Annotated in this window: 24 protein-coding genes; 9 read left to right on the top strand and 15 right to left on the bottom strand. The window is 43.8% G+C overall.

Going from position 1 to position 25,521, the window contains the following annotated elements; translation table 11 throughout:
- The first annotated feature begins 146 nt into the window (after positions 1–146).
- Positions 147–602 (top strand): MerR family transcriptional regulator, encoded by a 456-nt coding sequence (locus tag JUE95_RS11765; protein ID WP_203651905.1) that lies wholly within the window; start codon positions 147–149, stop codon positions 600–602.
- 114 nt (positions 603–716) lie between these two features.
- Here the strand turns inward: JUE95_RS11765 and JUE95_RS11760 are convergent, their stop codons facing one another.
- The 3 genes from JUE95_RS11760 to JUE95_RS11750 all read right to left on the bottom strand — a co-directional run bounded on the left by JUE95_RS11760 (position 717) and on the right by JUE95_RS11750 (position 4,599).
- Complete coding sequence (locus tag JUE95_RS11760; protein ID WP_203651903.1) at positions 717–1,670, bottom strand: aldo/keto reductase; 954 nt, start codon at positions 1,668–1,670, stop codon at positions 717–719.
- An 84-nt stretch (positions 1,671–1,754) separates the two neighbouring features.
- Positions 1,755–2,723, bottom strand: coding sequence for a beta-galactosidase small subunit (locus JUE95_RS11755; protein ID WP_203651901.1), 969 nt, complete (start codon positions 2,721–2,723; stop codon positions 1,755–1,757).
- Positions 2,704–4,599 (bottom strand): glycoside hydrolase family 2 TIM barrel-domain containing protein, encoded by a 1,896-nt coding sequence (locus tag JUE95_RS11750; protein ID WP_203651922.1) that lies wholly within the window; start codon positions 4,597–4,599, stop codon positions 2,704–2,706. The genes JUE95_RS11755 and JUE95_RS11750 overlap by 20 nt, the downstream gene beginning before the upstream one ends.
- A 190-nt stretch (positions 4,600–4,789) precedes the next feature.
- Here JUE95_RS11750 and JUE95_RS11745 point away from each other — a divergent pair, with 190 nt between their 5' ends.
- On the top strand, positions 4,790–5,713 hold the full coding sequence (locus tag JUE95_RS11745; protein WP_203651899.1) for an AEC family transporter: 924 nt from the start codon (positions 4,790–4,792) through the stop codon (positions 5,711–5,713).
- A gap of 59 nt (positions 5,714–5,772) precedes the next feature.
- Here JUE95_RS11745 and JUE95_RS11740 read toward each other — a convergent pair whose 3' ends face one another.
- The 3 genes from JUE95_RS11740 to JUE95_RS11730 all read right to left on the bottom strand — a co-directional run bounded on the left by JUE95_RS11740 (position 5,773) and on the right by JUE95_RS11730 (position 7,380).
- The gene (locus JUE95_RS11740) at positions 5,773–6,063 is read right to left on the bottom strand and encodes a hypothetical protein (RefSeq protein WP_203651897.1); all 291 of its coding nucleotides are present in this window, start codon (positions 6,061–6,063) and stop codon (positions 5,773–5,775) included.
- 62 nt (positions 6,064–6,125) lie between these two features.
- Positions 6,126–6,827: a DNA alkylation repair protein gene (locus JUE95_RS11735; protein ID WP_203651895.1), complete on the bottom strand. Its 702-nt coding sequence runs from the start codon at positions 6,825–6,827 to the stop codon at positions 6,126–6,128.
- Between the two features lie 85 nt (positions 6,828–6,912).
- The gene (locus JUE95_RS11730) at positions 6,913–7,380 is read right to left on the bottom strand and encodes a Dps family protein (protein ID WP_203651893.1); all 468 of its coding nucleotides are present in this window, start codon (positions 7,378–7,380) and stop codon (positions 6,913–6,915) included.
- Between the two features lie 179 nt (positions 7,381–7,559).
- Here JUE95_RS11730 and JUE95_RS11725 point away from each other — a divergent pair, with 179 nt between their 5' ends.
- On the top strand, positions 7,560–8,246 hold the full coding sequence (locus JUE95_RS11725; protein WP_203651891.1) for a DUF554 domain-containing protein: 687 nt from the start codon (positions 7,560–7,562) through the stop codon (positions 8,244–8,246).
- 139 nt (positions 8,247–8,385) lie between these two features.
- Positions 8,386–9,003 (top strand): isochorismatase family protein, encoded by a 618-nt coding sequence (locus JUE95_RS11720; RefSeq protein ID WP_203651889.1) that lies wholly within the window; start codon positions 8,386–8,388, stop codon positions 9,001–9,003.
- A 64-nt stretch (positions 9,004–9,067) separates the two neighbouring features.
- Here JUE95_RS11720 and JUE95_RS11715 read toward each other — a convergent pair whose 3' ends face one another.
- Positions 9,068–9,793, bottom strand: coding sequence for a hypothetical protein (locus tag JUE95_RS11715; protein WP_203651881.1), 726 nt, complete (start codon positions 9,791–9,793; stop codon positions 9,068–9,070).
- A 528-nt stretch (positions 9,794–10,321) separates the two neighbouring features.
- On the opposite strand from JUE95_RS11715, the gene JUE95_RS11710 reads away from it, so the two are divergent.
- The 3 genes from JUE95_RS11710 (at position 10,322) to JUE95_RS11700 (ending at position 12,832) form a co-directional block, all read left to right on the top strand.
- Entirely contained in the window at positions 10,322–11,338 is a 1,017-nt protein-coding gene (locus JUE95_RS11710) for a ketopantoate reductase family protein (protein ID WP_203651878.1), read from the top strand.
- Between the two features lie 160 nt (positions 11,339–11,498).
- Positions 11,499–12,404 (top strand): NAD(P)H-dependent flavin oxidoreductase, encoded by a 906-nt coding sequence (locus JUE95_RS11705; RefSeq protein ID WP_203651877.1) that lies wholly within the window; start codon positions 11,499–11,501, stop codon positions 12,402–12,404.
- A gap of 17 nt (positions 12,405–12,421) precedes the next feature.
- The gene (locus JUE95_RS11700) at positions 12,422–12,832 is read left to right on the top strand and encodes a peptide deformylase (RefSeq protein WP_203651875.1); all 411 of its coding nucleotides are present in this window, start codon (positions 12,422–12,424) and stop codon (positions 12,830–12,832) included.
- A gap of 265 nt (positions 12,833–13,097) precedes the next feature.
- Here the strand turns inward: JUE95_RS11700 and JUE95_RS11695 are convergent, their stop codons facing one another.
- On the bottom strand, positions 13,098–14,492 hold the full coding sequence (locus JUE95_RS11695; protein ID WP_203651873.1) for an FAD-binding oxidoreductase: 1,395 nt from the start codon (positions 14,490–14,492) through the stop codon (positions 13,098–13,100).
- A gap of 277 nt (positions 14,493–14,769) precedes the next feature.
- Here JUE95_RS11695 and JUE95_RS11690 point away from each other — a divergent pair, with 277 nt between their 5' ends.
- Positions 14,770–15,840: an LCP family protein gene (locus tag JUE95_RS11690; protein ID WP_203651864.1), complete on the top strand. Its 1,071-nt coding sequence runs from the start codon at positions 14,770–14,772 to the stop codon at positions 15,838–15,840.
- A gap of 53 nt (positions 15,841–15,893) precedes the next feature.
- On the opposite strand, the gene JUE95_RS11685 is transcribed toward JUE95_RS11690, so the two are convergent.
- The 6 genes from JUE95_RS11685 to JUE95_RS11660 all read right to left on the bottom strand — a co-directional run bounded on the left by JUE95_RS11685 (position 15,894) and on the right by JUE95_RS11660 (position 23,160).
- Entirely contained in the window at positions 15,894–17,306 is a 1,413-nt protein-coding gene (locus JUE95_RS11685; RefSeq protein WP_203651862.1) for an APC family permease, read from the bottom strand.
- A 332-nt stretch (positions 17,307–17,638) separates the two neighbouring features.
- Positions 17,639–18,589, bottom strand: coding sequence for a DMT family transporter (locus tag JUE95_RS11680; protein WP_203651860.1), 951 nt, complete (start codon positions 18,587–18,589; stop codon positions 17,639–17,641).
- 258 nt (positions 18,590–18,847) lie between these two features.
- Positions 18,848–19,597 (bottom strand): hypothetical protein, encoded by a 750-nt coding sequence (locus JUE95_RS11675; protein WP_203651859.1) that lies wholly within the window; start codon positions 19,595–19,597, stop codon positions 18,848–18,850.
- A complete protein-coding gene (locus tag JUE95_RS11670) occupies positions 19,590–20,303 on the bottom strand; it encodes an ATP-binding cassette domain-containing protein (protein WP_203651857.1) in 714 nt (237 codons plus the stop codon). The genes JUE95_RS11675 and JUE95_RS11670 overlap by 8 nt, the downstream gene beginning before the upstream one ends.
- On the bottom strand, positions 20,281–20,670 hold the full coding sequence (locus tag JUE95_RS11665) for a GntR family transcriptional regulator (RefSeq protein WP_203651855.1): 390 nt from the start codon (positions 20,668–20,670) through the stop codon (positions 20,281–20,283). The genes JUE95_RS11670 and JUE95_RS11665 overlap by 23 nt, the downstream gene beginning before the upstream one ends.
- Positions 20,671–22,524: 1,854 nt before the next feature.
- Entirely contained in the window at positions 22,525–23,160 is a 636-nt protein-coding gene (locus JUE95_RS11660) for a hypothetical protein (RefSeq protein WP_203651853.1), read from the bottom strand.
- Between the two features lie 178 nt (positions 23,161–23,338).
- Here JUE95_RS11660 and JUE95_RS11655 point away from each other — a divergent pair, with 178 nt between their 5' ends.
- Positions 23,339–25,093, top strand: coding sequence for a choline/carnitine O-acyltransferase (locus tag JUE95_RS11655; protein WP_203651851.1), 1,755 nt, complete (start codon positions 23,339–23,341; stop codon positions 25,091–25,093).
- Positions 25,094–25,160: 67 nt separating this feature from the next.
- On the opposite strand, the gene JUE95_RS11650 is transcribed toward JUE95_RS11655, so the two are convergent.
- On the bottom strand, positions 25,161–25,521 hold a 361-nt coding region (locus JUE95_RS11650), incomplete at its 5' end, for a matrixin family metalloprotease (RefSeq protein ID WP_203651849.1).

The raw sequence follows: 25,521 nt of genomic DNA, 5'->3' as shown, positions 1-25,521 counted from the left end.
GTAAGAGTAACTGTCTTTCTATAAATAAAATATTCCCAAAATATTCTTGACCCCAGCTTGCTTAAAACGCCTACTGTAATTAATCACCAAAGAGGCTTAAATTAGCGTATACTCTAACTACTATCTATGAAAAGAGGTCCCAGATAATGCCCTATTCAATCGGCCAAGTGGCTGATAAAACAGGCTTGAGCGCCTTTACTTTACGATACTATGAACGTGAGGGGCTCATGCCATTCATTAAACGCAACCCGTCCGGCCGCCGGGAGTTCTCCGATGCAGACCTGGATTTTATTGACCTGATAACTTGTTTAAAAGACACCGGAATGTCATTAGCTGAGATTCGCAACTTTGTATCCTTAACGATGCAGGGCGATTCAACGCTGGAAACACGCCTCAATATCTTCAAACAGCAGCAACAGGCAGTTCGCCGACAAATTGAACAAGCCAACCAGCATTTAGCCAAGTTAGATTACAAAGTTCGCTTCTTCACCGCTGCCTGTGATGCTGGAACTGAAGCCGCGGTTTCAGGCAATTGTGAGCTACCCGGGCAACCCATCATCATCGATAATAGCCTGAGAATAAAAAAAGCCCATACAAACTAACCATTTTCAGCTTTTATCGTCGCCAAAATTTTGGCACTAAATGAAAAGAGCATTAACCATCTTCCCATCAGGAAGACTGGTTAGTGCCCCTTTTTTTATAGACTTAATTTTGGTTTACGGCAACGTGTTACCCGCAGCAAAGTAAATATCATACCACTCTTGCTTCGTCAATTCGACATCAGCACCGGCAATGCTTTCTTTCAGGTGATCTTGATTCATGGAACCTAAGATAACCTGCATGTTTGCTGGGTGACGTAAGATCCAGGCAGTGGCGATGGCATTTTTCGTCACGCCCTTAGCATCAGCAAGTTCCTGGAGCTTCTTGTTTAACTCTGGGAACTTAGGATTGTCGATGAATGGCCCTTCAAACATCCCGTATTGATATGGCGACCAAGCTTGAATCGTCATGTTATGCAGCCGTGAATATTCAATGATCTCACCGTCATGGTTAATGCTGCGATCATCGCTCATGTTCACGTGAAGTCCAAAATCAATTGGACCAGTATGCATGACACCAAATTGTAACTGATTAACCATTAACTTCTGGCTAACAGCCGATTGAATGAGGTCTACTTGCATCGGATTGCAGTTAGAAACACCGAAGTGGCGAACCTTACCGGCAGCCTGCAGTTCATCAAACGCTGCTGCCACCTGATCTGGTTCCATCAGTGGATCTGGCCGGTGGAGCAAGAAGAAGTCCAGGTAGTCAAGACCCATCCGCTTCAAAATGCCATCAACAGCGTCAATCAAATGTTGTTTAGAGAAATCGTATCGCTGACCAAAGACGAGGTCACCGTGACTGCGCTTAGGATCAAGCACGATGCCACCCTTCGATTGAATAATCAGGTCTTCACGCTTAACGCCTGACTTCTTCAAAGCTTGACCGAAGATTTCTTCGGACTTGCCACCGCCGTAAATATCGGCAGAGTCGATAAAGTTGACGCCCTTATCAGTAACGGTGTCAAGCACCTTAGCGGCGTCATCAACATTGAGGCTTACCATGCGCATGATTCCCAGCGCAACGGCAGATGCCTGCAAACTTGTGTTGCCTAATGCTACATTCTTCATCTTAATATAATGCCTCCCTCTTAACACTTTCTATTATAAAGGTTTAACTAACTAAAAGTATAAAAATTTTTATAAATTAGTTTCCTAAAATGACACGCCTTGGATTGCAAATGAGAATGAGTGATCCTTTTCAGCTGAAACGTGGTACTTTTGTTCAACGTCGGCACCCCAGCTGTCAATGCCGCCAACCCCACGAACGGCGCCAAAAATGGTGAGTACCGTTCGTCTTGGTGTTGGTAATTCCTCAATATGGGTGGCGTTTTCTAATTCTTCGGCTGTGTATGGCAAACAGCTAAAAGCAAACGATTGTCCATTTTGCAGGAAGGTGAGGTTAAATTCATGATTGGAATGATCCGTATTATCTAGTGTCCGATTACGGGTAACCGTAACCTGCTTGGTCTGCATATGCATGCCGCACTCCTGCGGAACTAAGTACTTCGTTACCGGTAGACCGTCCACGGTATAATTGCCTGTTACACCGCCAGCCATCCGGTCAGGATACGTTTCACCCGACAGGCCATCGTAGTTAAAACGGGTAGCCGCCGTTGGCATAATGAAACGTAGCCCAAACGCTGGCAACTCTGGCAAACCAGCCTTACCATGATAATCAACGTTGACCTTAATTTCACCTTCGCCATTAACCGTGTAAGCAGCCGTGACTGTGGTTGCAGGTACCGTCAACGTTTCATACGTAAAGGTAATCGAGACGTGGTCAGCAAACTCATGGTCGCTGTACTTATTATTTACTGGTGCAATTGGTAATTCGATGGGCTGATCGTTGACCGCTACGGCAATATCCGTGCACTTGAGAAACATATCGGTACCTAGCCACATTGCTGACTTCACCGAAAAGCCGTTACCACGGTCGTTATCGGTAGTTGCCCGCCAAAACGTTGGTTTCGGTGTCCGGTACAGCCATTCCTTACCGTGCTGCACCAGCGACTCCATGCCGCCGCGCTCGTAACTGAAAATGTAACTAAAACCTTCACCGCGCAAGCCTAAGGTTGCGTCACCATAAATGATTTGAACCTGTTTAGTTGATGTGTTTGCCATAATAGTACTTCACCTCCTGAAGAGCTGGTTTTGGTGTCCGGTCAGCAAATAACAGACCATCGCCAGAGAATTCATAATCGGAATGGCGATCGTCAAAATCACCGCCATACCGCAGAACAGTCTGCCCTGTCACTTCGTCCTTGGTTTCAATCGCTTGGTCGATGAAGTCCCAAATGAAACCGCCCTGATACATTGGATACTTGTCGATCAGGTCATTATACGAGGACATCCCGCCAATGGAATTACCCATATCGTGCATGTATTCGCAGTCCACAAACGGCTTCTTCGGGTTATTGTCCAAGTACTTCGCAATTTCCTTTGGCGGATCGTACATCATACTTTCCATGTCGGAAATCTGGTCTTCGTAAGCCCGGTTGCGGCAGACCCCTTCATAGTGGACTAGCCGGGTATCGTCGTGATCCTTATAAAAGGCGTTCATTGCCGCAATATCATCACCGGCATATGATTCGTTACCCAGCGACCAGAACAGGATAGCCGTGTGGTTCTTAAAGACTTCGTAGTTACTGCGAGCCCGGTCCACAACGGCTTCGCGCCATTCTGGTAGTGAACCCGGTACGTTATATGACGGCTCCACGACACCCATTTTTTGCCAGGTACCGTGTGATTCCAAATTGTTTTCAGCCATCATGTAAATACCAGCTTCATCGCACATGTAGTACCATTCGATGCGGTTTGGATAATGGCAGGTCCGCACCGCGTTAATGTTGTTTTCTTTAAAAGTCTTCAGGTCTTGTTTCATATCGTCAATGGTGATCACGCGACCCGATTTAGCGTCCCATTCGTGGCGGTTAACACCGTTCAAAATGATGCGCTTGCCGTTTAACAGCATGATCTTATTCTTCATTTCCACGCGTCTGAAACCGAACTTATAGGGAACGATTTCAATCACTTTTCCGTGTTCATCCTGTACCGTGACCTTCAACTGGTACAAATACGGATCCGTGTGCTGCCACAGGTGCACGTTAGGAAACATTTGGTGATTAATTTCAATGTCATCATTAACGGCTTGAGTGGTATTATACAGGCTCTCACCGTCAGCATCCGTGATGACCACTTTGACGTTACCCTCAGCGTTAGCTTGCCGGTTCAGCTTCAGTTTGAGGCTGAAGTCGCCGGTGGTCATGTTGTCCGCTAAATTACCAATGATCCGCATGTCCTGGACGTGGATCTTGGGTTCGCCGACCAACCGAACGCTACGGAAGATACCGGAGAAGCGGAACATATCCTGGTCTTCAATGAAGGCCGCGGTACTGCGTTTGAATACTTCAACCGCAATCAAGTTTTCACCGTCTTTTAGATACGGTGTCAAATCAAACTCTGATTGAGAAAAACTGTCCTCAGCATAACCAACGAACTGACCATTAAGCCAGAGGTACATTGCCTGCTCCACTCCGTCGAACTGAACAACGATCCGTTGCTGTTTGCGTAATTCAGGATCCAGCTTAAAGGTTCGCAGATAGGCACCGACGTAATTATCTTCGCCATCGCTGAACATGCCTTCGCCCTTTTGGTCTTTCCCTAAAGCATAGGCTGGACGGCGGTAAATTTTACCTTCCCACGGATAAGTCGTGTTGATATACTTCAACCGGCCATAACCCGCAATTTCAATGTGCTCCGGTACCGTAATGGTATCAAACGAACTCCGGTCATAATCCGGCGCATAAAAACCAACCGGCCGTTCACTGGGCTGTTTGGCAAACTTAAACTGCCAAGTCCCGTCAAGCGACTGTGTAAACCGACTCTGACCAGCAGCTAAATCAGATTCACTCTGATAAAAGCGGTGGTCACTATGAGCTGGCAGCTGATTGACCCGAAACGTTTGCGGGTCATCCAGCCAGCTTAATTCTGGTTTCATCATGAATCCCTCCTAACGCTAAAGCGCTTTATTAAGCGCTTACAGGACTATCATAAATGATTTTAGCCGCACATAACACCCTCTTTAACTAAAACTTTACTGATAATTTGATAGCTGCCAAAACCAGCTTACTTATTCAGTGATTAAGTCTTATAATTAAACCTATCTGTACATGAAAGAAGGAACTGCTGTGACAATCGTAAGGGTCATTTTTGGCCAGACTGCAATCATGTTTCTGATCATGCTCATCGGCTTTCTCTGTTTTCGAGTGGGTCTAGTGGATGAATCAGGCAGTCAGCAAATTTCTAATATCGTGATTTACATATCTAACCCAGCGTTGCTGCTGAATTCATTTATTGGCAACCTGAAGGCTTCACAAATGATTGACGGCCTATATACCCTGATTATTCTAGTCGTCATGATGCTGTTAACCATCGTAATTGCCAAACTGATTTTCCGTAAACCGGAACATATGCTGATTCGCTTCGCGCTGATTTTTGCGAACTTAGGGTTTATTGGCTTGCCGCTGTCTAAAGCCGTGTTGGGAACCGGCAGTATCTTCTACATGAGTATCTTTGTTGGGGTCTCCAACTTTTCGCTGTGGACTTACGGAATCTACATGATTTCCGGTGACAAGCGGACGATTCAGCTTAAGCGACTGGCGGTCAATCCGGCGATTCTCGCACTGATTTTTGGCCTGTTATTCGCGCTGACTGGCGTTAAGTTACCCAGTATTTTGGGAACTACCGTTTCTGATCTGGCCAACATGAACCTGCCGTTGGTCATGATCGCCATGGGCTGCTACCTGGCACAAGGTGACATCCGTAACGCCCTTAAAAGTAAGGCGCTGTACCAGGCGGTTGGCGCGCGGCTGATCATCGCGCCGCTGATTGTTCTCGTCATTTTACAGTTCGTGCCTAACCGATTCATGATGGTTAAAGAAGTCGTGCTTCTGGGACAGGCAACACCGGTAGCAGCGCTAATGGCCATTTTCAGCAACACCTTTCATAAGAACTCGCTTTTCAGTACCACGGTTGTGGGGCTCACCACCCTTTGCTCGTTAGTCACCATCCCGTTGTTCATGGGACTGGGGCAGTGGCTCTGGCACCTGTAAACTAGCAAAGTAAAAGCGCTCATCTGACTTTTCAGTCAAATGAGCGCTATTTTAATTGCTTATTCAGTAATGAATACGTACTGTTCTAGATCTTCTAGCCAGTAGGTGTGAACTTGTTCTGGGTGATAGCAGACGATGTCTTGTAAGAAGTCGTTGCCGATCAAGGTATAATAAATCTCCTCAAGGTCGTTGCAGGTCTCCAGATAACCAATACTCTTATGGTGACGAAGACGCTCGCTTGCTTCTCTCCAGCTGTCTGGAAGAGTTGTTAATCCATATTGACGGGCCAAATCGCGCCAACTTTGCATTGGTACTACCGGCGCCTTTGTTGCGATTGCACTTTCAGGCAATTTAAGTCAGTCCTTTCCGGTAGTTAAGGATAGCACTGATTGAAGTTAATAGCGGTTATATTTCAATGAGAATTTTTAACAGTTTTGTTTGAAAGTAGCTTGGAAAAACCCTTTTGCCTGAGGTATTTTTCACCCTCGCTGCGGGCTAAGTGGCTCAATGGATGTGAACCAATGAAATCGCCCACCCATTGCGGATTTACTTTACTGTAGTTTCGTAACGCCCAGCCAATGGCTTTTTGTATGAAAAATTCCGACGTATCGATGTCAGGTAAAATTGCCTCAGTCAGCATCTTCGTATCGGTATTTTGCTTCTCCATCAGCTGTAAAGTGATGGCTACCCGGCGCATCCAAAAATTCTGATTGCTGCTGAAGAGGTCAAACACCCGCCGCTTATCTTCGGGATGCACGCGAATGTAATCGCCAAACCCTTTTCGCAAAGCATCAACGGAATCCCACCAGGCCTTTTGAGTCACTAAACCTGATAATCGCTGAATATCGCTAAAAGCTAGCCGCTTCACGTTAGCCACCGTTAAATCAATGGCAACGTACTGATACTCCCGCTGAGGCCGCTGATAAAGGTGCTCAATACCGACAATCAGCTCCGGTACCCCAACCGTTTTGCTCAGTTTAATCAACGCCTTAGTCTGCCGTTTACGTTCAGGTGTTTTAAGTCCGGCAAACTCAAACTGATCGCGCATATAGTGCGCCATCGGTGCCCGTAAAGCGAGATCACCGGTTAACTGAAATTGGTCAAAAACCGACATTTTAACACCTCATTTCCAATTTTGTTTACAGCATACCATTAAAAAGACCTCATAACGGTATTTACACCATCATGAGGCCATTAAATTAGTCTTGTGGTCCCTTACCTAAATAAGCAGATACCATCCAGATTAATTTTTCAATTTCAGTATGGTTTTCAATCAGCATATCCTGAGTGGAGAAATCCTTCTCATCATCCGTGATTTCAATCCCCTTTTGGTACTGGTCACGCAGGTACTTAAACTGATCATCTAAACGTGCCATGAACTGGGTTAATGTCAACTGATCAAAGGTTATCTTTTCGTCAGGTAAACCAGTCGTCCCAATGAACTCATGAGTGGTCGCAATCGGATTGCCGCCAATGGCAATCAACCGTTCAGCCACCGCGTCTAACTGTTCATCCAGAATATCGTTATAATCATCCATCAGCGGATGAAGCTTGAAAAATTCTGAACCGCGCATGTACCAGTGTGTCTGCTGAATGTTGGTATGCAGCTGACTCAAGTCAGCAATTAGTTGGTTAAGTTGGTCCTGAGTCTTCGGATACTGTGTCATAGCGTTCCCTCCAATTTCAGATCAAGTTATTTCTATACCCATCATTCTATCAAACTCTTAGCGACGATTATAGAAAAATGCCCATGGAACTACTCAATCACCTTGCAAGGCATCTCTAAAACAATTATGATAAACGGATGTACATATTTATTATTTTTTAATTTTAAGGAGAAATTCATATGATTTTATTCGGTGCGCTGGCAAACGGCCTAGCTGTCGCCTTAGGTGGCGGTATCGGGCTAGCATTTAAAAAAGGAATTTCCGAACGCGTCAAAACGTTGGTCATGCAGAGCCTAGCCATTTGCGTGGTTTACGTTGGGATCAGCGGTTCACTCAAAGGCACCAATACCGTTTTCGTTGTGATCTCAATGGTCATTGGCGCTATATTGGGAGAACTGGTCAACTTTGATGCTCAATTTAAAAAGTTTGGCGACTGGCTGGAAACGATTTTCGGCATGAAGGGTGAGAACCGCTTTTCCGAAGGCTTCGTCACGGGAACCCTATTTATTTGTGTGGGCGCTATGGCCATTGTCGGTTCGCTGCAGAGCGGGATGACGGGTAACAATCAAGTGCTGTACACCAAATCCATGATTGACGGCGTTTTTATCCTCATTCTCTCCACCACGTTGGGAGTAGGCGTAGTCTTTTCGTCGATTTCAGTGGTACTCTATGAATCAGCTCTGACCCTGCTGGCAAAATGGGTGGCACCGTTATTCACCCATACGGTGATCAATAATATGACCTGCGTGGGTTCATTATTAATCCTGATTATCGGCTTAAACATGCTGAAACTAACTAAAATTAAAGTTGCCAACTTACTGTTAGCACCATTTATGCCGATTTTGTTATACGCTATTTTTAAATGAAGATAGTTCGTCCAGTTATCCTTTAACTGGGCGTTTTTTATACACCAAAATCAAAATGTCTTAAATAAGTCCTGCCGCTTTGAATCACCCACCCCTCTGCTTATAATGTGCGTAATTAAGAGGAAAGGAATGATTTAACATGACAAGCTACGCCCCGAGAGATCCAAAAACTGACCGCTTACTGTCACCCGGAAACACCGTTTTTGCGCTGATTGATTATCAATCAACTCAGATTAATTCAATTAATTCCATGAACCGCCATCAGTTGGTTCAAAACATCGTCGTCACTACCAAACTGATGCAGGCTTATCACATCCCCATCATTCTCTCAACAGTCAATGTGGGTACTGGTCGTAATCAGGACACCATCGCTCCTTTAAAAGAAATTCTCGGCGATACACCTTCCTATGATCGGACAACGATCAATGCGTGGGAAGACAGAGAATTTAACGAAGCTATTACCGCTACTAATCGGCACAACATTATTATGGCAGCGCTCTGGACGGAAGCTTGTCTGACTTTTCCTGCCCTGGATGCCTTGGCGGAAGGTTATGATGTTTACCCAGTAGTGGATGCCATTGGCGGCACTAGTTTTGGGGCTCATCAAGCCGCGTTGCAGCGGGTTGCTCAAGCCGGCGCACACCCAACCACGTTTGCTCAGTTGGCCTGCGAACTGCAGCGAGATTGGAATCGAACTGACACGGTACCGGCTTTCTTACAGAGTATGACTGAGGCCGGTAAATTTTTGAGGCTTTAAATTAAATTAAAAAATAACGCTAAGCAAACTAAATTGCTTAGCGTTATTAACATTTGATTATCTTCTAATTTAACGTACTTTTTGGTTTCACAATTGCACTGTCAACCAGTTCAACCTTGACGCCCTTTTTCACAAGCTTAGCCCGTCCAGACGTAACAAATCGGTCACGAACGCTAGGTTTTGTCAGCTTGGTTACTTGTTTAAACAGCTTGTTCAGTTCTTTTAACGCATCCTCACTGTTTTTGAAACCAGTGGACACGGTCTTTTCTTTAATAGCATCGTACGTCAGGGTTTCAAATTTCAGCTTATCCTTCACAATGTTCAACCGGCTGAAGTCATAGCTGCCATCTTGACGCAAAACAAAGTGATACAGTTCTCGCTTAGTCCGTTGAAAGGCTTCAAACTTAGTGTTCTTACTGATAAAAACATACTCGCTCTTGCCAGCTTTAGTTTTCAACGTATCACCCTTACGCAACGTGAAGTTACGCAAGTTTTCGTATGACCCCGTAGATACATTAACTTGATCAGCAAAAAAGTCAGCCGAAAAACCGGAACCGGCATCAAAATCAATGGATACACTAGTGGCCTGTTTTTTATCATGGGCCACGAAAATTTCACTATCATCGTACGGCATCCTAAACGTACCATCTAAATCAACGTTTTGAATATCGTTCAAGTGTCGAGACATCGACACTTCAGACGGTTCTTCTGGATTAATGATTTTTGCAAACTTATAACCCTTTTGATGCTTAATAATTGGGATTGTTAACGTTTCAACCTTAGTTGCCATAAGCTCACCCTTCTTAAAAATCGTGGTTGTTAGCTACTTTTATTTGAATCCATTTTCCTATTTAAGCCTAGCACATAGCAGTCATAAATAACACCGGTAGATTGGAAATCCAATCCTTTAAAACGGTTACATGAGGATTGTTGAGTAATATTTTAGTTTGATTAAGATGATAAAAATATTAAAATTAAATTTGACATCTCACATTTAAGTGTTATTATAATGTCAACTTGATAAGCAAATGCGTTAACGAGGACAGCGTTGGTACGCTCTAAGCGAGTTCGGTCTGGTGTAAGCGAACAATTGTACCGGCAAATCACCTCCAAGCTTTTTTGATGAACGGCGACTAGTAATCAAAAGCGGAGCCAATCTCCGATATCAACTTGGATCTGTGTTTGCAGATTGTAAGTTCTGTTTGGTGACGAGCAGAAAACATAAAGGTGGTAACGCACACGTGCCCTTTAAGTCAGAGATGGCTTAGGGGGTATTTTTGCTTTCAAATTAAAATACATATTTAAAGGGGTAATACATATGAAATTCACAGTTGTAGGATCAGGTGCAATGGGTTTGCGGTATGGCGTTTTGTTGCAGGATGCTGGTAATGAAGTTGACTTCGTCGATGGCTGGAAGCCCCACGTAGAAAAAATGCGTGAACAAGGCGGCGTTTACGTTTCCCGGGATCACGAAGATAAACACCTCGTCCCCGTTAACGTTTATTACCCAGAAGAATATGATGGCAACCCCGATTGCTACGTCTTCTTTCTTAAACAGATGCAATTGTCAGACATGCTAAAACGCTGCGAACACTTCTTCAAGCCTAACCAATACGCCTTCACTTGCATGAACGGCATGGGTCACGTTGAAAAGCTCTTGAAGTACTTCAAGCCAGACAAGCTGGTTGCCGGCACGGCCCTAGTTGCCACCGTTTTGAATGGCCCTGGTGACGTGGACTTTATCGGTAAGCGCGGTGCTGGTTCAATGAACCTAGCGAACTACACCGAAAAGCCAGATGAGTTTACGCATAAACTAGTTGAACAGCTCGATAAGGCACAGTTTCATCCCAACCTTACCACTAACTTCCGTGGGACTTTGATGGCCAAGGTGGTCTTTAATTCAGTTGTTAACACACTTTGCACCATGTTTGAAATGACCATGGGTGAATACGCTGCTTACGATGGCGCTGATGAAATGAGTCAGCAACTGATCGATGAAGCTTATGACGTCTGCGAACGTGACGGTGTCCAGATGCTGAACACTCGGAAACAGGAACTAGACAGCATCAACTACGTTTCTAAGGTCGCTAACCCGCTTCACTATCCATCAATGTATCAGGATATGCATAACTACCGGCCAACCGAAGTTGACTACATCAACGGCTACCTGGTTAAGTTAGGACAAAAGCACAACTACTTTGCTAAAACCCACGCCTTTTTGACTCACGAAGTCCATTTGGCAGAACTTGGCAAGCAGCGTGAACTTAAACAAATGCGCGAAGAAGAAGCGGCACCTGAAACGGTCGTTGAACAGCAACGAGTTGCTGGCAGATAAACTTCTAATTAATCCTTGACTAATGTTAAAGCGATGAATCCAATCTAAACGGATTCATCGCTTTTTGCATCTCAAGTGTTGCTGTTCGGTCGATTCATGGTATTCTTTTAAGTGAATTGAACTCGTCACGTTATTGCTGTATTAAAGGAGGATTATCCATATGCAATTGACCCGACTGCTACACATTCAAAATCCCATTATTCAAGGTGCCATGGCCAGAATTTCGACTCCTGTCCTAGTTGCTGCCGTAAGCAACGCTGGTGGCTTAGGTGTTTTAACTACGGCCACCTCAACCGCTCAGTCACTTCAAGCAGATCTGAAAGCCATCCGCGCCTCCACTAGGAAGCCCTTTGGTGTGAATTTGATGCTCCAGCAGAACAACATCAATGATTTATTACCCGTTCTACTAGCTGATCCAGTACCGGCGGTTTTCACTAGTGCCGGTAACCCCGCACCGTTTCTTCAGAATTTGCTGAACGTAGGGACAACCGTTATTCCGGTGATTCCCAACGTTGAGATCGCTAAGAAAATGGCTGACCTTGGTGCTAACGCAGTCGTGGCTGAAGGCGCGGAATCCGGCGGTCACATTGGGACCGAAACCACCATGTCACTGGTACCTCAAGTTGTAGATGCCGTGAATATTCCGGTAATTGCTGGTGGTGGTATTGGTACCAGCGCCGGAGTCAAGGCCGCATTCGCCCTAGGCGCTGCGGGAGTTCAAGTTGGAACAGCGTTTTTAGTGGCTGAGGAAACACCCGTTGATCAGAATTACAAACAACTCGTGATTCAAGCCAGCGACACTGGTACAGTAGTTACCGGAACTGGTGCCAACCGCGTGCGCAGTTTAAAAACACCCTTAACCGAAAAGTTGCTCGCCACCACTGATTCAAAATTGTTTCAGCAATTATCCACCGGCTCATTGCAGCGTGCCATCGATGGGGATACCGAACGCGGTAGCTTTATGGCTGGTCAAATTGCTGGCGCGATTCACGAAATTCGTCCCGTTAAAGCCATTATTGCTGAATTAGCAAAGGGTGTCCCATCCATTATTGAGTATTTATATTAAGAAGGAGTTTGCCATTCATGATCAAAGAAATCAACCATAACCAAGCGTTTCTTTCCCGAAAAGCCACCCGTGCTACCGAAGCAGATGCTGATGCAGTAACTGATCTGGTAGATACACTGAAAGCTAACACCAATCGAGCCGTTGGCCTCGCCGCTAACATGATTGGCGTGAATAAGCGTATCATCGCCATCCAGCTTGGGGTGCTATCCATCCCAATGATCAATCCAGAAATCACCAAGAAAAGCGGCCCCTATGAAGCTACTGAAGGCTGCCTGTCACTAGAAGGCCAGCGGACAACGACCCGATATAAAACCATTGAGGTGACGTACCAGGACCAAAGTTTTAAGTCACACACGCAGACCTTTAAGGACTTCACTGCTCAGATTATTCAGCATGAGGTTGATCATACGAATGGAATTTTGATTTGACTGAAAAAGCACTGGGGAATTTTCCCCGGTGCTTTTTTAGGTTATATTGAGTAAACGCGTTCGGGAAACCTGCCCCCTGCCGACTAAGGCGCTCCAACTAAAAATTCAAAACCGGAATTTTCCCCGGTGCTTTTCTTTTACATTGACTAAACGCGTTCGAAAAAACTGCTCCCTGCCACCTAAGGAGACCCGACAAAAAATCCAAAACCAGGATTTTATGCCGGGTCTCCTTAGGCTCTGGGAGCAACCCGTTTTTTCTCACGCTCTAATTAATTTTCCTCTTCGGATTCAAAATTCCCATCGGATCAAACAGCGCCTTAATCTGATGCTGGATTTGATCCACATCTTCGCCTAGTTCTTCGTTATTCCATTGATTCTTCAACGTACCAACGGCATGCTCGCCCGAAATCGTACCGCCCAATTCCAAGGTTTTATGGAACATCAGTTGCAGGGCTTCAACGACTGCCTGCGGTGTTTCTGTTTCTTCCTTTGGCCAAACAATTGTTGGGTGAACGTTCCCATCTCCAGCGTGACCGGCGACGTAGATCTTCAGGTGCTTTTGTTCACCAATATCATGAATATAATCCATCATCGGCGCCAGCTTGGACAGTGGCATGGCCATGTCTTCCATAATGTGATTCTGACCGGCAAATACCGCTGGCAGCATATCACGACGCAGCTTTTCCAAATCAGCCTGTTCCTTTGGATCCGTTGTAACAGTGGCATTCACTGCACCGTGCTTATCCATCAGTTCTTTCAGCTTATCAACGACTTCCGGTACGCTATTATCCACTTTAAAGATCAGCATGGCACCGCTATTACTGCTGTAATGAGTACCCTCATATTTGTCCAATGCTTCAATAGTGGCATTATCTAGCGCTTCAAGCATCGTTGGGTAAACCCCTGAGATTCGAATTTCAGCAACGGCTTCCGCTAGCTTGGTCATATTTTCAAAGAAGGCAATTCCCATGGTTGGCTTGCCAATTGGAACCGGCATTAATTTCACCGTCACCTCTGTAATAACACCCAAAGTGCCTTCAGAACCCACGAATAACTGGGTTAAGTTATAACCGAAAGCTTGCTTGAGGGTCCGGCCGCCAAGCTTGATCTCGCGGCCATCCGCTAAGACGACTTTCAAGCCCAGCACATTGTCCTTGGTAGCACCATACTTCACGGTGCTCATGCCACCAGCATTAGTCGCCACGTTACCACCGATCCCTGAAATTGGCTTGGAACCTGGATCTGGGGCGTAAAACATGCCCTGTTCACGGGCAGCTTTATCCAAATCACCATTAATGACCCCCGGTTCCACAACAGCCAGTGAATCAGCCTTGCTAATTTCTTTAATGTGGTTCATCTGCTTAGTTGAGAGCACGAAACTGCCTTCCAAGCCATCAGCTCCCACTACTGTACTGGTATATTGATCTTGCGGAATAACTGAAATATGAAACTTCCGAGCAGTCCGCATGACACCTTGAATATCCTCGGTAGACTTTGCCTCAATATAAGCTAAAGCCAAACCGCTGTCATCACTGGTCATTTTCGAGCTGAATGACTGCTTTTTCAAAGTAGCTGCATCGGTGAAAACATCACCATCAGTCACTTGTGATTTTAAAAATTCAATGATTTGTTCATTACTAAATGCACTAAAAACTGTCAACAATATCAAATCCTTTCTAAGCTGAATGCTTTGGGTTTCAGTATAATGCAATCATTGTACGGTTGGTATTAATTGCACTCACAACTGCTAATAACATTGCCCCCTAGGGATTCAGACAGCCGACAGCAACCTTAAGATACTTTAAGTTTTATTTACATTCATCGACTTGAACTTCAAAATACCTCATTTATCCTTTATTCTTTATAATTACGTTTGTAATCTCTCATTTTCAATCATATAATCAGTTCACTAAACCTACTCAAATAAGGAGCCATCTATGCAAACTCAAGACCCGAAGCACTTAACACCCAAACGGCGGTTCAAAAAACGGTCATATATTATTTGGACGCTATTTTTAATTTTCGTCGTACTTGGTGGGAGCGCAGCCTATGTCGCCTACAAAACTAAATCCAGTATTGATAAAACGTACTTGGCTGCCCACGGTGCCAGTAAAACCAAAGTTGCCACTTCAAAACCTGTCAGTATCTTATTAATGGGAACTGATACTGGTGCTTTGGGCCGAACGGATAAAGGCCGAACGGATACCATCATGGTCGTCACCATTAATCCGCAGACCAAAAAAGCTACCATGGTCAGTATCCCCCGTGATACTTTAGTCAAAATTGCGGGCACTAACGATACCGAAAAGATCAACGCAGCGTATACTGTTGGCGGTGCGTCAACTTCAATGAAAACCGTTGAAAATCTTCTAAACGTTCCGATTAACTACTACGCCTTGATCAACATGGGCGGCCTTGAAAAAGTGGTCAACGCAATCGGCGGTGTGAACGTCAACGTTCCGTTTTCATGGAGCGACTCGCACACTCACATGTCGTTTAAAAAGGGAAAAGCGCATTTAAACGGCAAGCAGGCGCTGGCATTTGCACGAATGCGATACGAAGATCCCAACGGTGATTACGGTCGTCAAAAACGACAGCAGCAGGTAATCCAGCAAATCGTCAAAAAAGTGACTAAAACAGGCAACGTCACCATGTACCAAAAACTATTAAACTTAATGTCCAGCAATATGAAAACTAATCTGTCATTCAACGATATGGTTGGTTTGGCTGAGAACGACAAGGATTCCGTGAAACACGTTAAGAAGTCTAGCCTAAAGGGGGTCGGTGCTTACATCGATGCCGCTTCCTATCAGGTTCCTGCTAGTAAAACACTTCAGCGTACCTCTGACCTACTGAGAACTTCATTGGGAATGTCCAAGCAAACCTTAGATAACTTCAACACGCAAGAAAATCAGCAAAACACCAAAAACGGTTTCGACTGGCAATCAGGCAATAACCCAACGTATACGGTCTACGATAATAACGGTTCTCAAGCCGCTTCAAATTAATTAAAAATGGTCTGCCCACAAGTATCAAACTTGTCGAGCAGACTATTTTTTAATTAAGCTTTCTTATTCAGTAAACTGTGACGCACACCGTAAGTGGCATAAATAACCACCCCGATAGCAAACCAAATTCCAGAAACCACCCAAGTTTCTAATGGGAGCTGCAATAACATCCAGATGCAGAGTCCGGCTGAAATAATTGGTAGAAATGGGTACAGCGGTACCTTAAAACCCGTATTCTCCAGATTCTGGCGCTTCCGCAATGGCAGAACACCCAAGGACATCATGGTGAAGGCAATCAACGTCCCAATATTAACTAGCTGAGTCAAACGATCCAGTGATACTAAGCCACCCATAACTGCAATGACAACGGTCACAGCCAGTAAACTACGACTAGGTACTTGGTGCTTCATTTCGATTTTACCTAAGCCCTTAGGCAATAAACCGTCACGACCAATCGAATAGATCAGGCGTGATGAACTATAAATCATCGACAGCATCATGGTGAACATACCAGCCAACGCGCCAATGGAGATAATTCCGGCCACCCAGTTTTGGTTAACAATCTGAAGCGCGTAGGACACTGGTGCCGCAACGTTTAATTTCGTGTACGACACCATTCCAGTTAAGACAGCAGCCACTGCCATATACAGCAAAGTACAGATGATCAAGGTCCCGATAATCCCAATCGGCATATTTTTCTTGGGGTTTTTAACTTCCGCAGCTGAGGCTGACACGCAGTCAAACCCGAGGTAAGCGTAGAAAACCAGTGATGCCCCTCGCATAATACCATGGGAGCCATATGGCGCGAACGGCGACCAGTTGCTAGGCTTAACGTAGAAAATACCAACTACGACGAATAAAATAATAATAGCAATCTTAGCGACGACAATAATGTTATTGATCCGCGTAGAGGTTTTAACCCCCTGAGTCAGCAATAAACTGATTGCTAGTACGATCAGAATGGCAAAAAGGTTGAAGTAAGTGCCATGAGCCGGATCAAAGCTGCCGGTAATTGCCTTAGGGATGTTGATTCCCATCCCCTTCAAAAATGACACCAGATATGCCGACCAGCCGGTAGAAACCGCCGCCACGGAGAGCATGTATTCTAGAATCAATGCCCAGCCAATTACCCAGCCGATGAACTCGCCGAAAACAATGTTACCGTAAGAATAAGCACTACCGGCAACGGGCAATGCAGAAGAAAACTCCGCGTAACACATGGCGGCCGTAGCACACACTAACGCTGCCAAAACGAATGACACTACAATTCCGGGGCCGCTATATAAAGCTGCTACCGTCCCCGGAAGAATAAAGATCCCGGTTCCAATAACGGTACCCACCCCTAATAATAGTAAATCCTTTGCGTCCATTGATTTCTCTAACAGACTGTCCTTATCTAAATACCGGTCGAGTGATTCTTTTTTGGCCAGCCGACCGAATACTCGTGAGACCACTGTGTTCTCCATATTTGTTCCTCCTCATAATTATGATTCAACAGGTGAACACTAACGGTCAGACCAACAAAAAACACCAGGGACCACGTTGTCCGCTGGTGTTTTAACCAGCCAGACAGCCCAAGCGTTTCGCCTAGCTGTCTGACCAATAGTGATAAGTGCCATGCTAATAGCAACTTCTCTAACTTACTGGTTGATAGCCAGGCTGGTTAAAGAAGAAAAATCGCTGTGAAGTTGAACTTAAACGATTGATTAGCATCATATGGCACTCCCTTCTGTGTTAATGAGAGTATTTTAACAATAGTATGAGAAAAGTGCAAGATGTTTTTAGTATTCCGTGCTAATTAATCTGGCTCTATTTCATCACTGATAGTTAGCGTACTGGATCGCATGCTCTTTGCCCGGCCACGCTGCAATAAATAAATGGCGACTACCACCAATACAGAACCAAAGACTTCCACCCAGCTGATCTGCAACCCTAAGAAAACTACGCTCAAAATAAAGGTCACTACTGGCTGAGCGGCATCCACAATACTGATCACATCTGATGGCGCGTAGTTACTGCTGACAAGCAGCAAGCAAAACGGCAAGATAGTCCCCAACACGATCACAGTAAGCATCGATAATACCAGGTTAGTGGTAATTGGCGGGGTATTAACCCAAACCGGCTGGTGGACATTAAACAGTATGCCAGAGATCAGTGTTCCCCACCCCAGTATCAAGATTGGTGAACCACCGGCTTTGACAATTGGCCGGGGTAACGTCACGTAGAAGGCTGCGGTTATGCCAGAACCAATTCCCCAAACAAGTGCATTAAACGGAATTGCCAGCTGTGACACGTTGCCTTTCGTAATGGCTAAGAACACGCCTAGCATCGAAACGGCAAAGGCAATCAAATCACTCCGATAAGGGACTTCGTGTTTAAAGGTTAAACTGCCAACCACGATAAAAAGTGGACTAAGGTACTGCAGAATTGTGGCCGACGCAGCGTTACCAGTCTGTACAGACATATAAAACGTCAGCAAGTTGGCACCTAGTCCCAATATTGAGTAGGCTAGCAATGAACCAACTAGCCGCCAGGACTTGAAAATTGAAAAAATGTGTCCCCGGGACGTAAATGTACCAATAATCATCAGCAAGATTCCTGCACCCAAAGTCCGCGCCGATAAAAACCAGGCAGCCGGAATATGCTGGTTTTGCGAAATGTATTGCAGAACCGTCCCGGAAATGCCCCACATAGTCGAAGCAAACAGGGCTAACAAAATTCCCTTTGTAACGTGGTCTTTATTATTCATGTTCAATTCTCCCGAAAAGATAAAAATGTATTTTATCAGAATACTAAACAATCATGAAAGTAATATGGGAATATGGAAAAATTAACCCTAATATCTCGTGGGCTTATCTCATTATTTATATCGGCTTTGATATACAAATCGAATTTAAATTATCGCGCTTACAAATATTAACCGCTACAAAAAAAGGGATCAATCACCAGTCAACGATTAACTGATGATTGATCCCTTTACTTTATTTGTCAGGCTTTAAAATAAAAGTTACTGATCAGTTTCAACGAACTTATTCATTAATAGAATGTTGGCAACTACTTCAAGTGCAGCCACTAAAACAAGGACACCGAAAAGTGCAAGTATCGCTCCCCATCCTAATGAGAGGCCGCTCATCAATGTGCCATAGATATGGAAAAAGACTGCCCCCAAACGAATAATGACAAAACTGATGACAATATATAAAATGCCCCGAATAAGTCTTTGACGACCAATGGGCAAGAATGCGTCAATGCTGAGCATAATCAAATGAATCAGCGAAATCGTCGCCCAAGCCATGATGATGGTAGCTAGTACAATTCCGAATGCGATTACGACGGTGGCAGCAATTCGACCGGAACTTGTGCCAAATCCCGATACACGCATGAAACTATTGCCAGTTATCAAGCTCACAACCACCCGAAGTACAAACTGAACGACCATAAAGTACAGAAGACCAATCACGGTGGTGCATAGATTACTTAAATAAATTTTAGTATCACTTGCTGGTATTAAACGAATAGAATCGCTTTGATAAACTTTTTCGTTAAACGTTGCCAGCCTAATAAAGGCAATCAAAAATGCCAATGAACTCCAAAAACTAGTGTATGACTGCAAGTAAGTTCCGCTATACGGCCCTTTCTCAACAAACATGTAGATTTCAGTCGCAATGATTGCAATCAGCATCAATAAAATGATCCGGTTCAATGATTTAAATCGATCTCGCAGAAACGTAGGTATTAATGATATAAACTTAGTCATTCGAATCAGCCTCCCCGTACAAGCTTTCGTAGTAGTCCTCAATACTCTGGCCGCTTTCTTCACGAATCGCATCGGCAGCTTTATGGACCACCACGGTGTTATCCTTAATCACTACGATTTCATCCAGAATCGGTGCAATCTCAGAAACATAATGATCACTGATGATCATCAGTGAATCAGCTGGCTTCCACTGAATAATACTGTTAATGATCTTCTTACGGCTCATGCTGTCGATACCGCCGAACGGTTCGTCCAGCAAATACACGCTGGCTTGACGCGCCAAGGTTAAACTGATCACCAGCTTTTCACGCGTCCCTTTAGACAGTGCTGATAAGCGCTGTGACTCATCCAGCTTAAGAAACGAAATCATTTGATCATACTTCTGTTCGTCAAAATCCGGGTAAACTGCCACGTAAAACTGCTTAACCTCACTGATTCGCTTGTTGGTTGCTATACCACCAAGCGGATTGCTGTAGCTGATCAAACTCTTCCGGGCTGCCACGTTGGTTTCATCGTTAATAGCAATTGTCCCGCTAGCGTTCTTTGCCACCCCAGCAATCAGCCGCATCAGGGTGGTTTTACCAGCACCATTTTCCCCCAAAAGACCGACGATCTTATTACCCGTTAACGACAATGACACGTCGGCTAAAATCTTTTTTAAATTCTTTCGGTAGTTAAGCTGATCAATTTTCAGCGTTGTTGTCATTTGAATCCCCCTGCCTTTCAATGTATGCTGTCAGCTCATCAATGATTTCAGAATCGCTAATTTTTAATCGGTGAAGCTGATCATAAAGCTGTTTCAAATACCGGTTGATCAGCTCTTGTTTGAGCTGTTCAACAATTTCAGTATCTTCAGTAACAAAGTTGCCGCGTCCACGCCGCGAAATAATGACACCTTCGTCAATCATTTCGCGCAAGGCACGTTGAACCGTATTCACATTCACCGTTAGTGAAACCGCAAGTTGCCGCACCGCAGGAAGCTTGTCACCTGGTGCTAATTGGCCAGCAATAATTTGATCATAGATAACCGTTTTGATCTGGTAGTAAATTGGTACTTTATCGTCAAATTCCATCTCAAATTATCCTTTCTAGTGTATTAGTTTCCTATTACACTATATCACTATTACTGATAAATTCAACTAAAATTCACGTCTTTAAACAAAAAAATCTTCGTAATATAAATGTAATATTTAAAAAGATGCCATAGAAATACACTAGAAAATGATGACATCATAGATTTTATTTTACGGGGGAAATAAATGTTTTATAAACGCTTACATATCGCTAATAATGATGATTATAATCTGTATAATGAATTCATTTTTAATAGCAAAATCTTATAGCAATTGAAAGTTATTAGCGGCATTAACCTTTAACAATTTCGTAACATCCCAAAAATTGTTATGTCATCTTCACACTTTCTTCACATTTAGAGACTATATTATGACCATAGCCTAATATCTTAGATAAAGATATTAAGTGAGCTTTTTCATTTTACTCCTCCAAAGTAAAATTTATATTTCCGTGAACCCCATCACGAAAATGCCTACTCCTATAAAGATCACCCTCCCCCGGGTGATCTTTTTTTACGCAAAAATAAAAGATTCGCTTTGACGTCTTCCCAGACTGCTAAAGCGAATCTTTTATTTTGATGCGGTACAGTTTAAAAGTAATCAGGATCCCATAACCAACATACTTAAATGAGAGCGCACAGCTAATTAGCCGTACTTTAAGTATGTGCTGAATAAGGAATCAACCGGCAGTATGAATCTCCCCAGACCCATATTGCCATTACTTTAATGTGGCCTCCAACCACATTAATATGATACCGTCTGTAGAGGTGTCCAAACCTCAACCATAGCCCCCGGCTATGACTTATCTAATGAGTGATGACAGGTTCACCGAAATCATTAGATGTGGGACAATATCTGCAACACATGTAGTAGGCTTTTCCATCTCCTCACCTGACTTATTAAACCATGAATCCCCCGGAAATAATAAATCAGTTTTAAGAACAAAAAAGACCCATCCTTCGGCCAGCTTTTCAGCCTCCGAGAACGGGTCGTGTCCTAACAGATGTTAGAACTGAGCATTTAAATTAACTTTTTTCGTTCTTAACTATATATATAATTTATCACATATCTCGTTTGATAGCAAGCTTTTGGCAATATTATTATTAATTAGTGACGAGTAACGATCACTGTACGCTTTGATTAACCCCAACACTATTCTAACTAGTAAACCGGTTAACCTACCGCTACAAACGCACTTATCACGCTAATTTTGAGAACTAAACGAACGAAAAAGCAGCCACCCCATCAGGCAACTGCCTCAATCAATTCAAATGTCCATGATGCTCATGCCGCTATCAAGTAATAGGGTGCCATAATTGTTAAAACATACACATGCTATCGGTGCTTAACCCAGTCCTCTCCTATGTTATAAGGACAAAATCGCACTAAGCTCTTGGCACGTTCAACCATTATGTGTTGGGGTACACCCAGCTTTTTCAATTCTGCTTTCCTCCACTGCCAAACCGATTGAAGTAGCACAAATAAGTCATAATTACATACAAACAATACTGGATTACAACGTTCAATAGACTTCCTAGTTGATATTTTATCCCTCCTCACATAACCAGACTGAATTAATCAGACAAAGCCCCCTTGCCTGATTTCGTAGTTGGAGCCGTCTAGCTTACGGTTAAATATAACGATGATGATTGCTAAGGTCAAACATTTTGGCTTGAATTCTTATAAAAAATGGTTTTTCGAATCACTTATTCAAATATTGATCAAAACACCATTGTGCCAGTCTTTATCAATATTTATATATAGAAATAAAAAAATATTCTAGCATTTTTTATAAAAAATAGTATTTTTATATGGTAAAAATGCTAAATGGTTATTTTTCAGTATAACAATAATTTAGCTTAACCATGAATCTAACCAGAAACGCTTTTGTGTGATCACGTCCGCTGCTGTTACAACAATTTTTTGAATTGCAGTATCTGCTGATTGCTGCCTTATTTTTTCCAGTAAGTCATTGCGAACTTTTTCATCAGTGACTACCCACTTCAGAGCTTCCATCTGCTGCAAAATGATCACGAGATTAAGCGCTGCCGCATCGCTTGACTGAGTTACCCACGTAGTGATCGCTGACCGCGCTTCCTTAGTCGGTTCATATATCACATGCGGTTCTAAATTATTCTGAAAAATGACCTTCTGAACTTGGTTATCTGCCAATAACCCCGCACCGATACCGTCGTAGACTTGGTTTGCAATATCCCAGCTAGTAAGTAGTTTTAACGCATTTGCTAGGTGATCATCCTCAGCCAAAGCTGCCGTTAACTCCTTAACAAACGTTGATAAGTAGCTGGGTAACTGAACGGATTCATCAAAAACAACTCGACCTGATTTCAACTGGACAACACGTTGTGTCAACAAGTCTAAAAATACGGCCAGTACAAAGTAGGACTGACTCGTAAAACGCGTTCGTAACATCGGCTTTTTATCGATTCGCTCCGTGACTAATAAGTATTTTTCTGCTGTTGTGAGTTCCACTGATCATCACTCCTTAAAAACAGCATACCACCTGTGTCATTTAAGGGCTATTTTGTAAGCTCAATTCCATGACGAAACGCTATTGTTATGCCATAATATGGCTCAAAAGTAATCGTTTTTTAAATTATTTCTTCTATTATATTAGTCTTGTTCATGTACTAACAAAAGGAGCATGCAAATGACAGCCAAATACACAATTGATTTGCTGACACAGTTACCCAAATTTCCCTTACCTCAACTTGAAGAAACCTTTGCCCGTCTTAAAGAATGGAGTACGCCATTACTAGGAGCATCTGAACAGGAAAAATTAGCTGAACAGACTGCTGATTTCAATAAAAGTGACGCACTAGAATTACAGTCACTTTTAAAACAGCGCTGGGCTGAAACTAACGCTAACTGGCTCGCCCCAATTGTGCGTCACCATTACCTCGTTAGCCGTGGGCCATTGCAACTCACTTCGAATTTTGCTTTGACTGTTTCTGCTGCTGAGCTACCTGATTTAGATCAAGTCAAGATGGCAGCCAAACTACTGCAAAATGTCGCCGATCAATATTTAGCTTATGTAACCGAAAAAGCGCCAGTTGAAACCAACTCGAAGAATGAACCTATTGACATGACAGCCTATCACCTATTTTTCCGTACTCAGCGGCGACCGGGTATTGACCACGATTTCCTGCAACAGACCCGAAGTACAGTCACTAACGTCGAAGCTACCATTATTTATCATCAAACACTCTACCAAATCCGACTAATTGACCACGCAGGACGAGTATCAACCTTGCATTCGCTCACTGAAGCATTGAATGAAATACTGCAAAACTCTGCGACTGATTCGTTTTTTGTCGGAGCGTATACCGGTTTACCACGCGATACTGCTTTAAACTCATGGCAACAGTTAACCACAAATAAGCTTAATCGGGATAATTTGACCCGTATAAGCAATAGTTTACTGGTTTTAACCCTAGAGGACGCAGAACATCCTCTAACTGCTCAGTCGGCTTTTTTCGGCTCTTTAGATAAAATCGCCGAAAAAACGTTTCAAATTACAGTGGATGCCAACGCTAATATCGGTTTTACGTTTGAGCATAGTCAGATCGATCAGGGACCAGCAATACACTTAGTTGATTCAGTTGTGGCTCATCTAAGTCAGCCGGCTGATCAGTGGGATAGCAAAGGTAAACCGCATTATCAGCAACTTGAATGGCAGTTGGACCACTACGCCAAAGAAGCATTGGCCGAAGCTGGACATCAAAACTCTGAACTAGCAAATCGGTTAACTGCCGCCTCAACTAACGTTCCAGCATTTGGCAGCGAACGGTTGCAAGCCATGGACATCAATCCAGACGCGTTTATTCAAATTGGCTTGGCACTGGCAGGATACCGCGCTACCGGCGGCTGGCGAAATATCGTCGAAACCATTCCCTTACGTAACTTTTATCAAGGACGAACAGAAAAAGTCCCAACTGTGACAGTCGAGGTAAAAGCGTTTATCGAAGCCTTTGCTGCCGGTCAGCGCGATGATGCCACCAGACAATTATTTGACCATGCAATCGACGCCCACGTTGAGCGTATAAATCTCGTCCAAAAAGGGATGGGTGTTACTGCTCACTTATTGGGCCTGCAGGAGATGATGATACAGCATGGGGGTGAAAAGCCATTTCCGGCAGCAGCAACTTTTTTTAATTCCGATTTTCTAAAACAATTAACCACTGCATTTTTCTCAACCTCAAACCTATCTTCCAAAGTAGTGGCCAATTTCATCACAGCCCCTACCGCTCCAAACGGCTATGCCATCTATTACAACATTTTAAAGTCACAAATCAGATTAACCGCTTCATCCTGGCTGACCAATTCTTTTAACGCACAAGAATTACTGACAAATATCACTGAAATCCTAAACGAGATCTTCGCTTGGCTAGCAGCCCAGAAATAAAGCTAAAAAAATATCCATTCCCCCCGGAATGGATATTTCATTTCTAATTTAATTGTTGATTTTAATATTAACGGTAACTGTGTACCAAACCATTAACATCAGGTTTTGATACGGATTGATCACGCGTGGCGTAATACATCACACTGTGCTTGCCCACGTTATGTTCCAAACCTAAGGCGTGGCCCAGTTCATGTTCAGCAACGTTAGTCCGTTCACCCTTTGAATAGTGGTAACGGTTGGCAACGTTGGTGTAGACGTATGATTTGGCGCTGGCCAAAAAGGATAAGCCGTTCATGTTCTTGTTGTTATAATATGACGAATAAGTAATCCCAACGGTGGCGTCATTCTTGCCCATTGGTGAGTTAGCATTTGATAATGTAATGTCGGCCTTGCCTGAAGTTGGCACCAAGTTAACGACCCCGCTGCGG

This window comes from Secundilactobacillus yichangensis (assembly GCF_016861565.1).
Lineage (GTDB): Bacteria > Bacillota > Bacilli > Lactobacillales > Lactobacillaceae > Secundilactobacillus > Secundilactobacillus yichangensis.
This window is presented reverse-complemented; position numbering and strand designations above follow the sequence as displayed.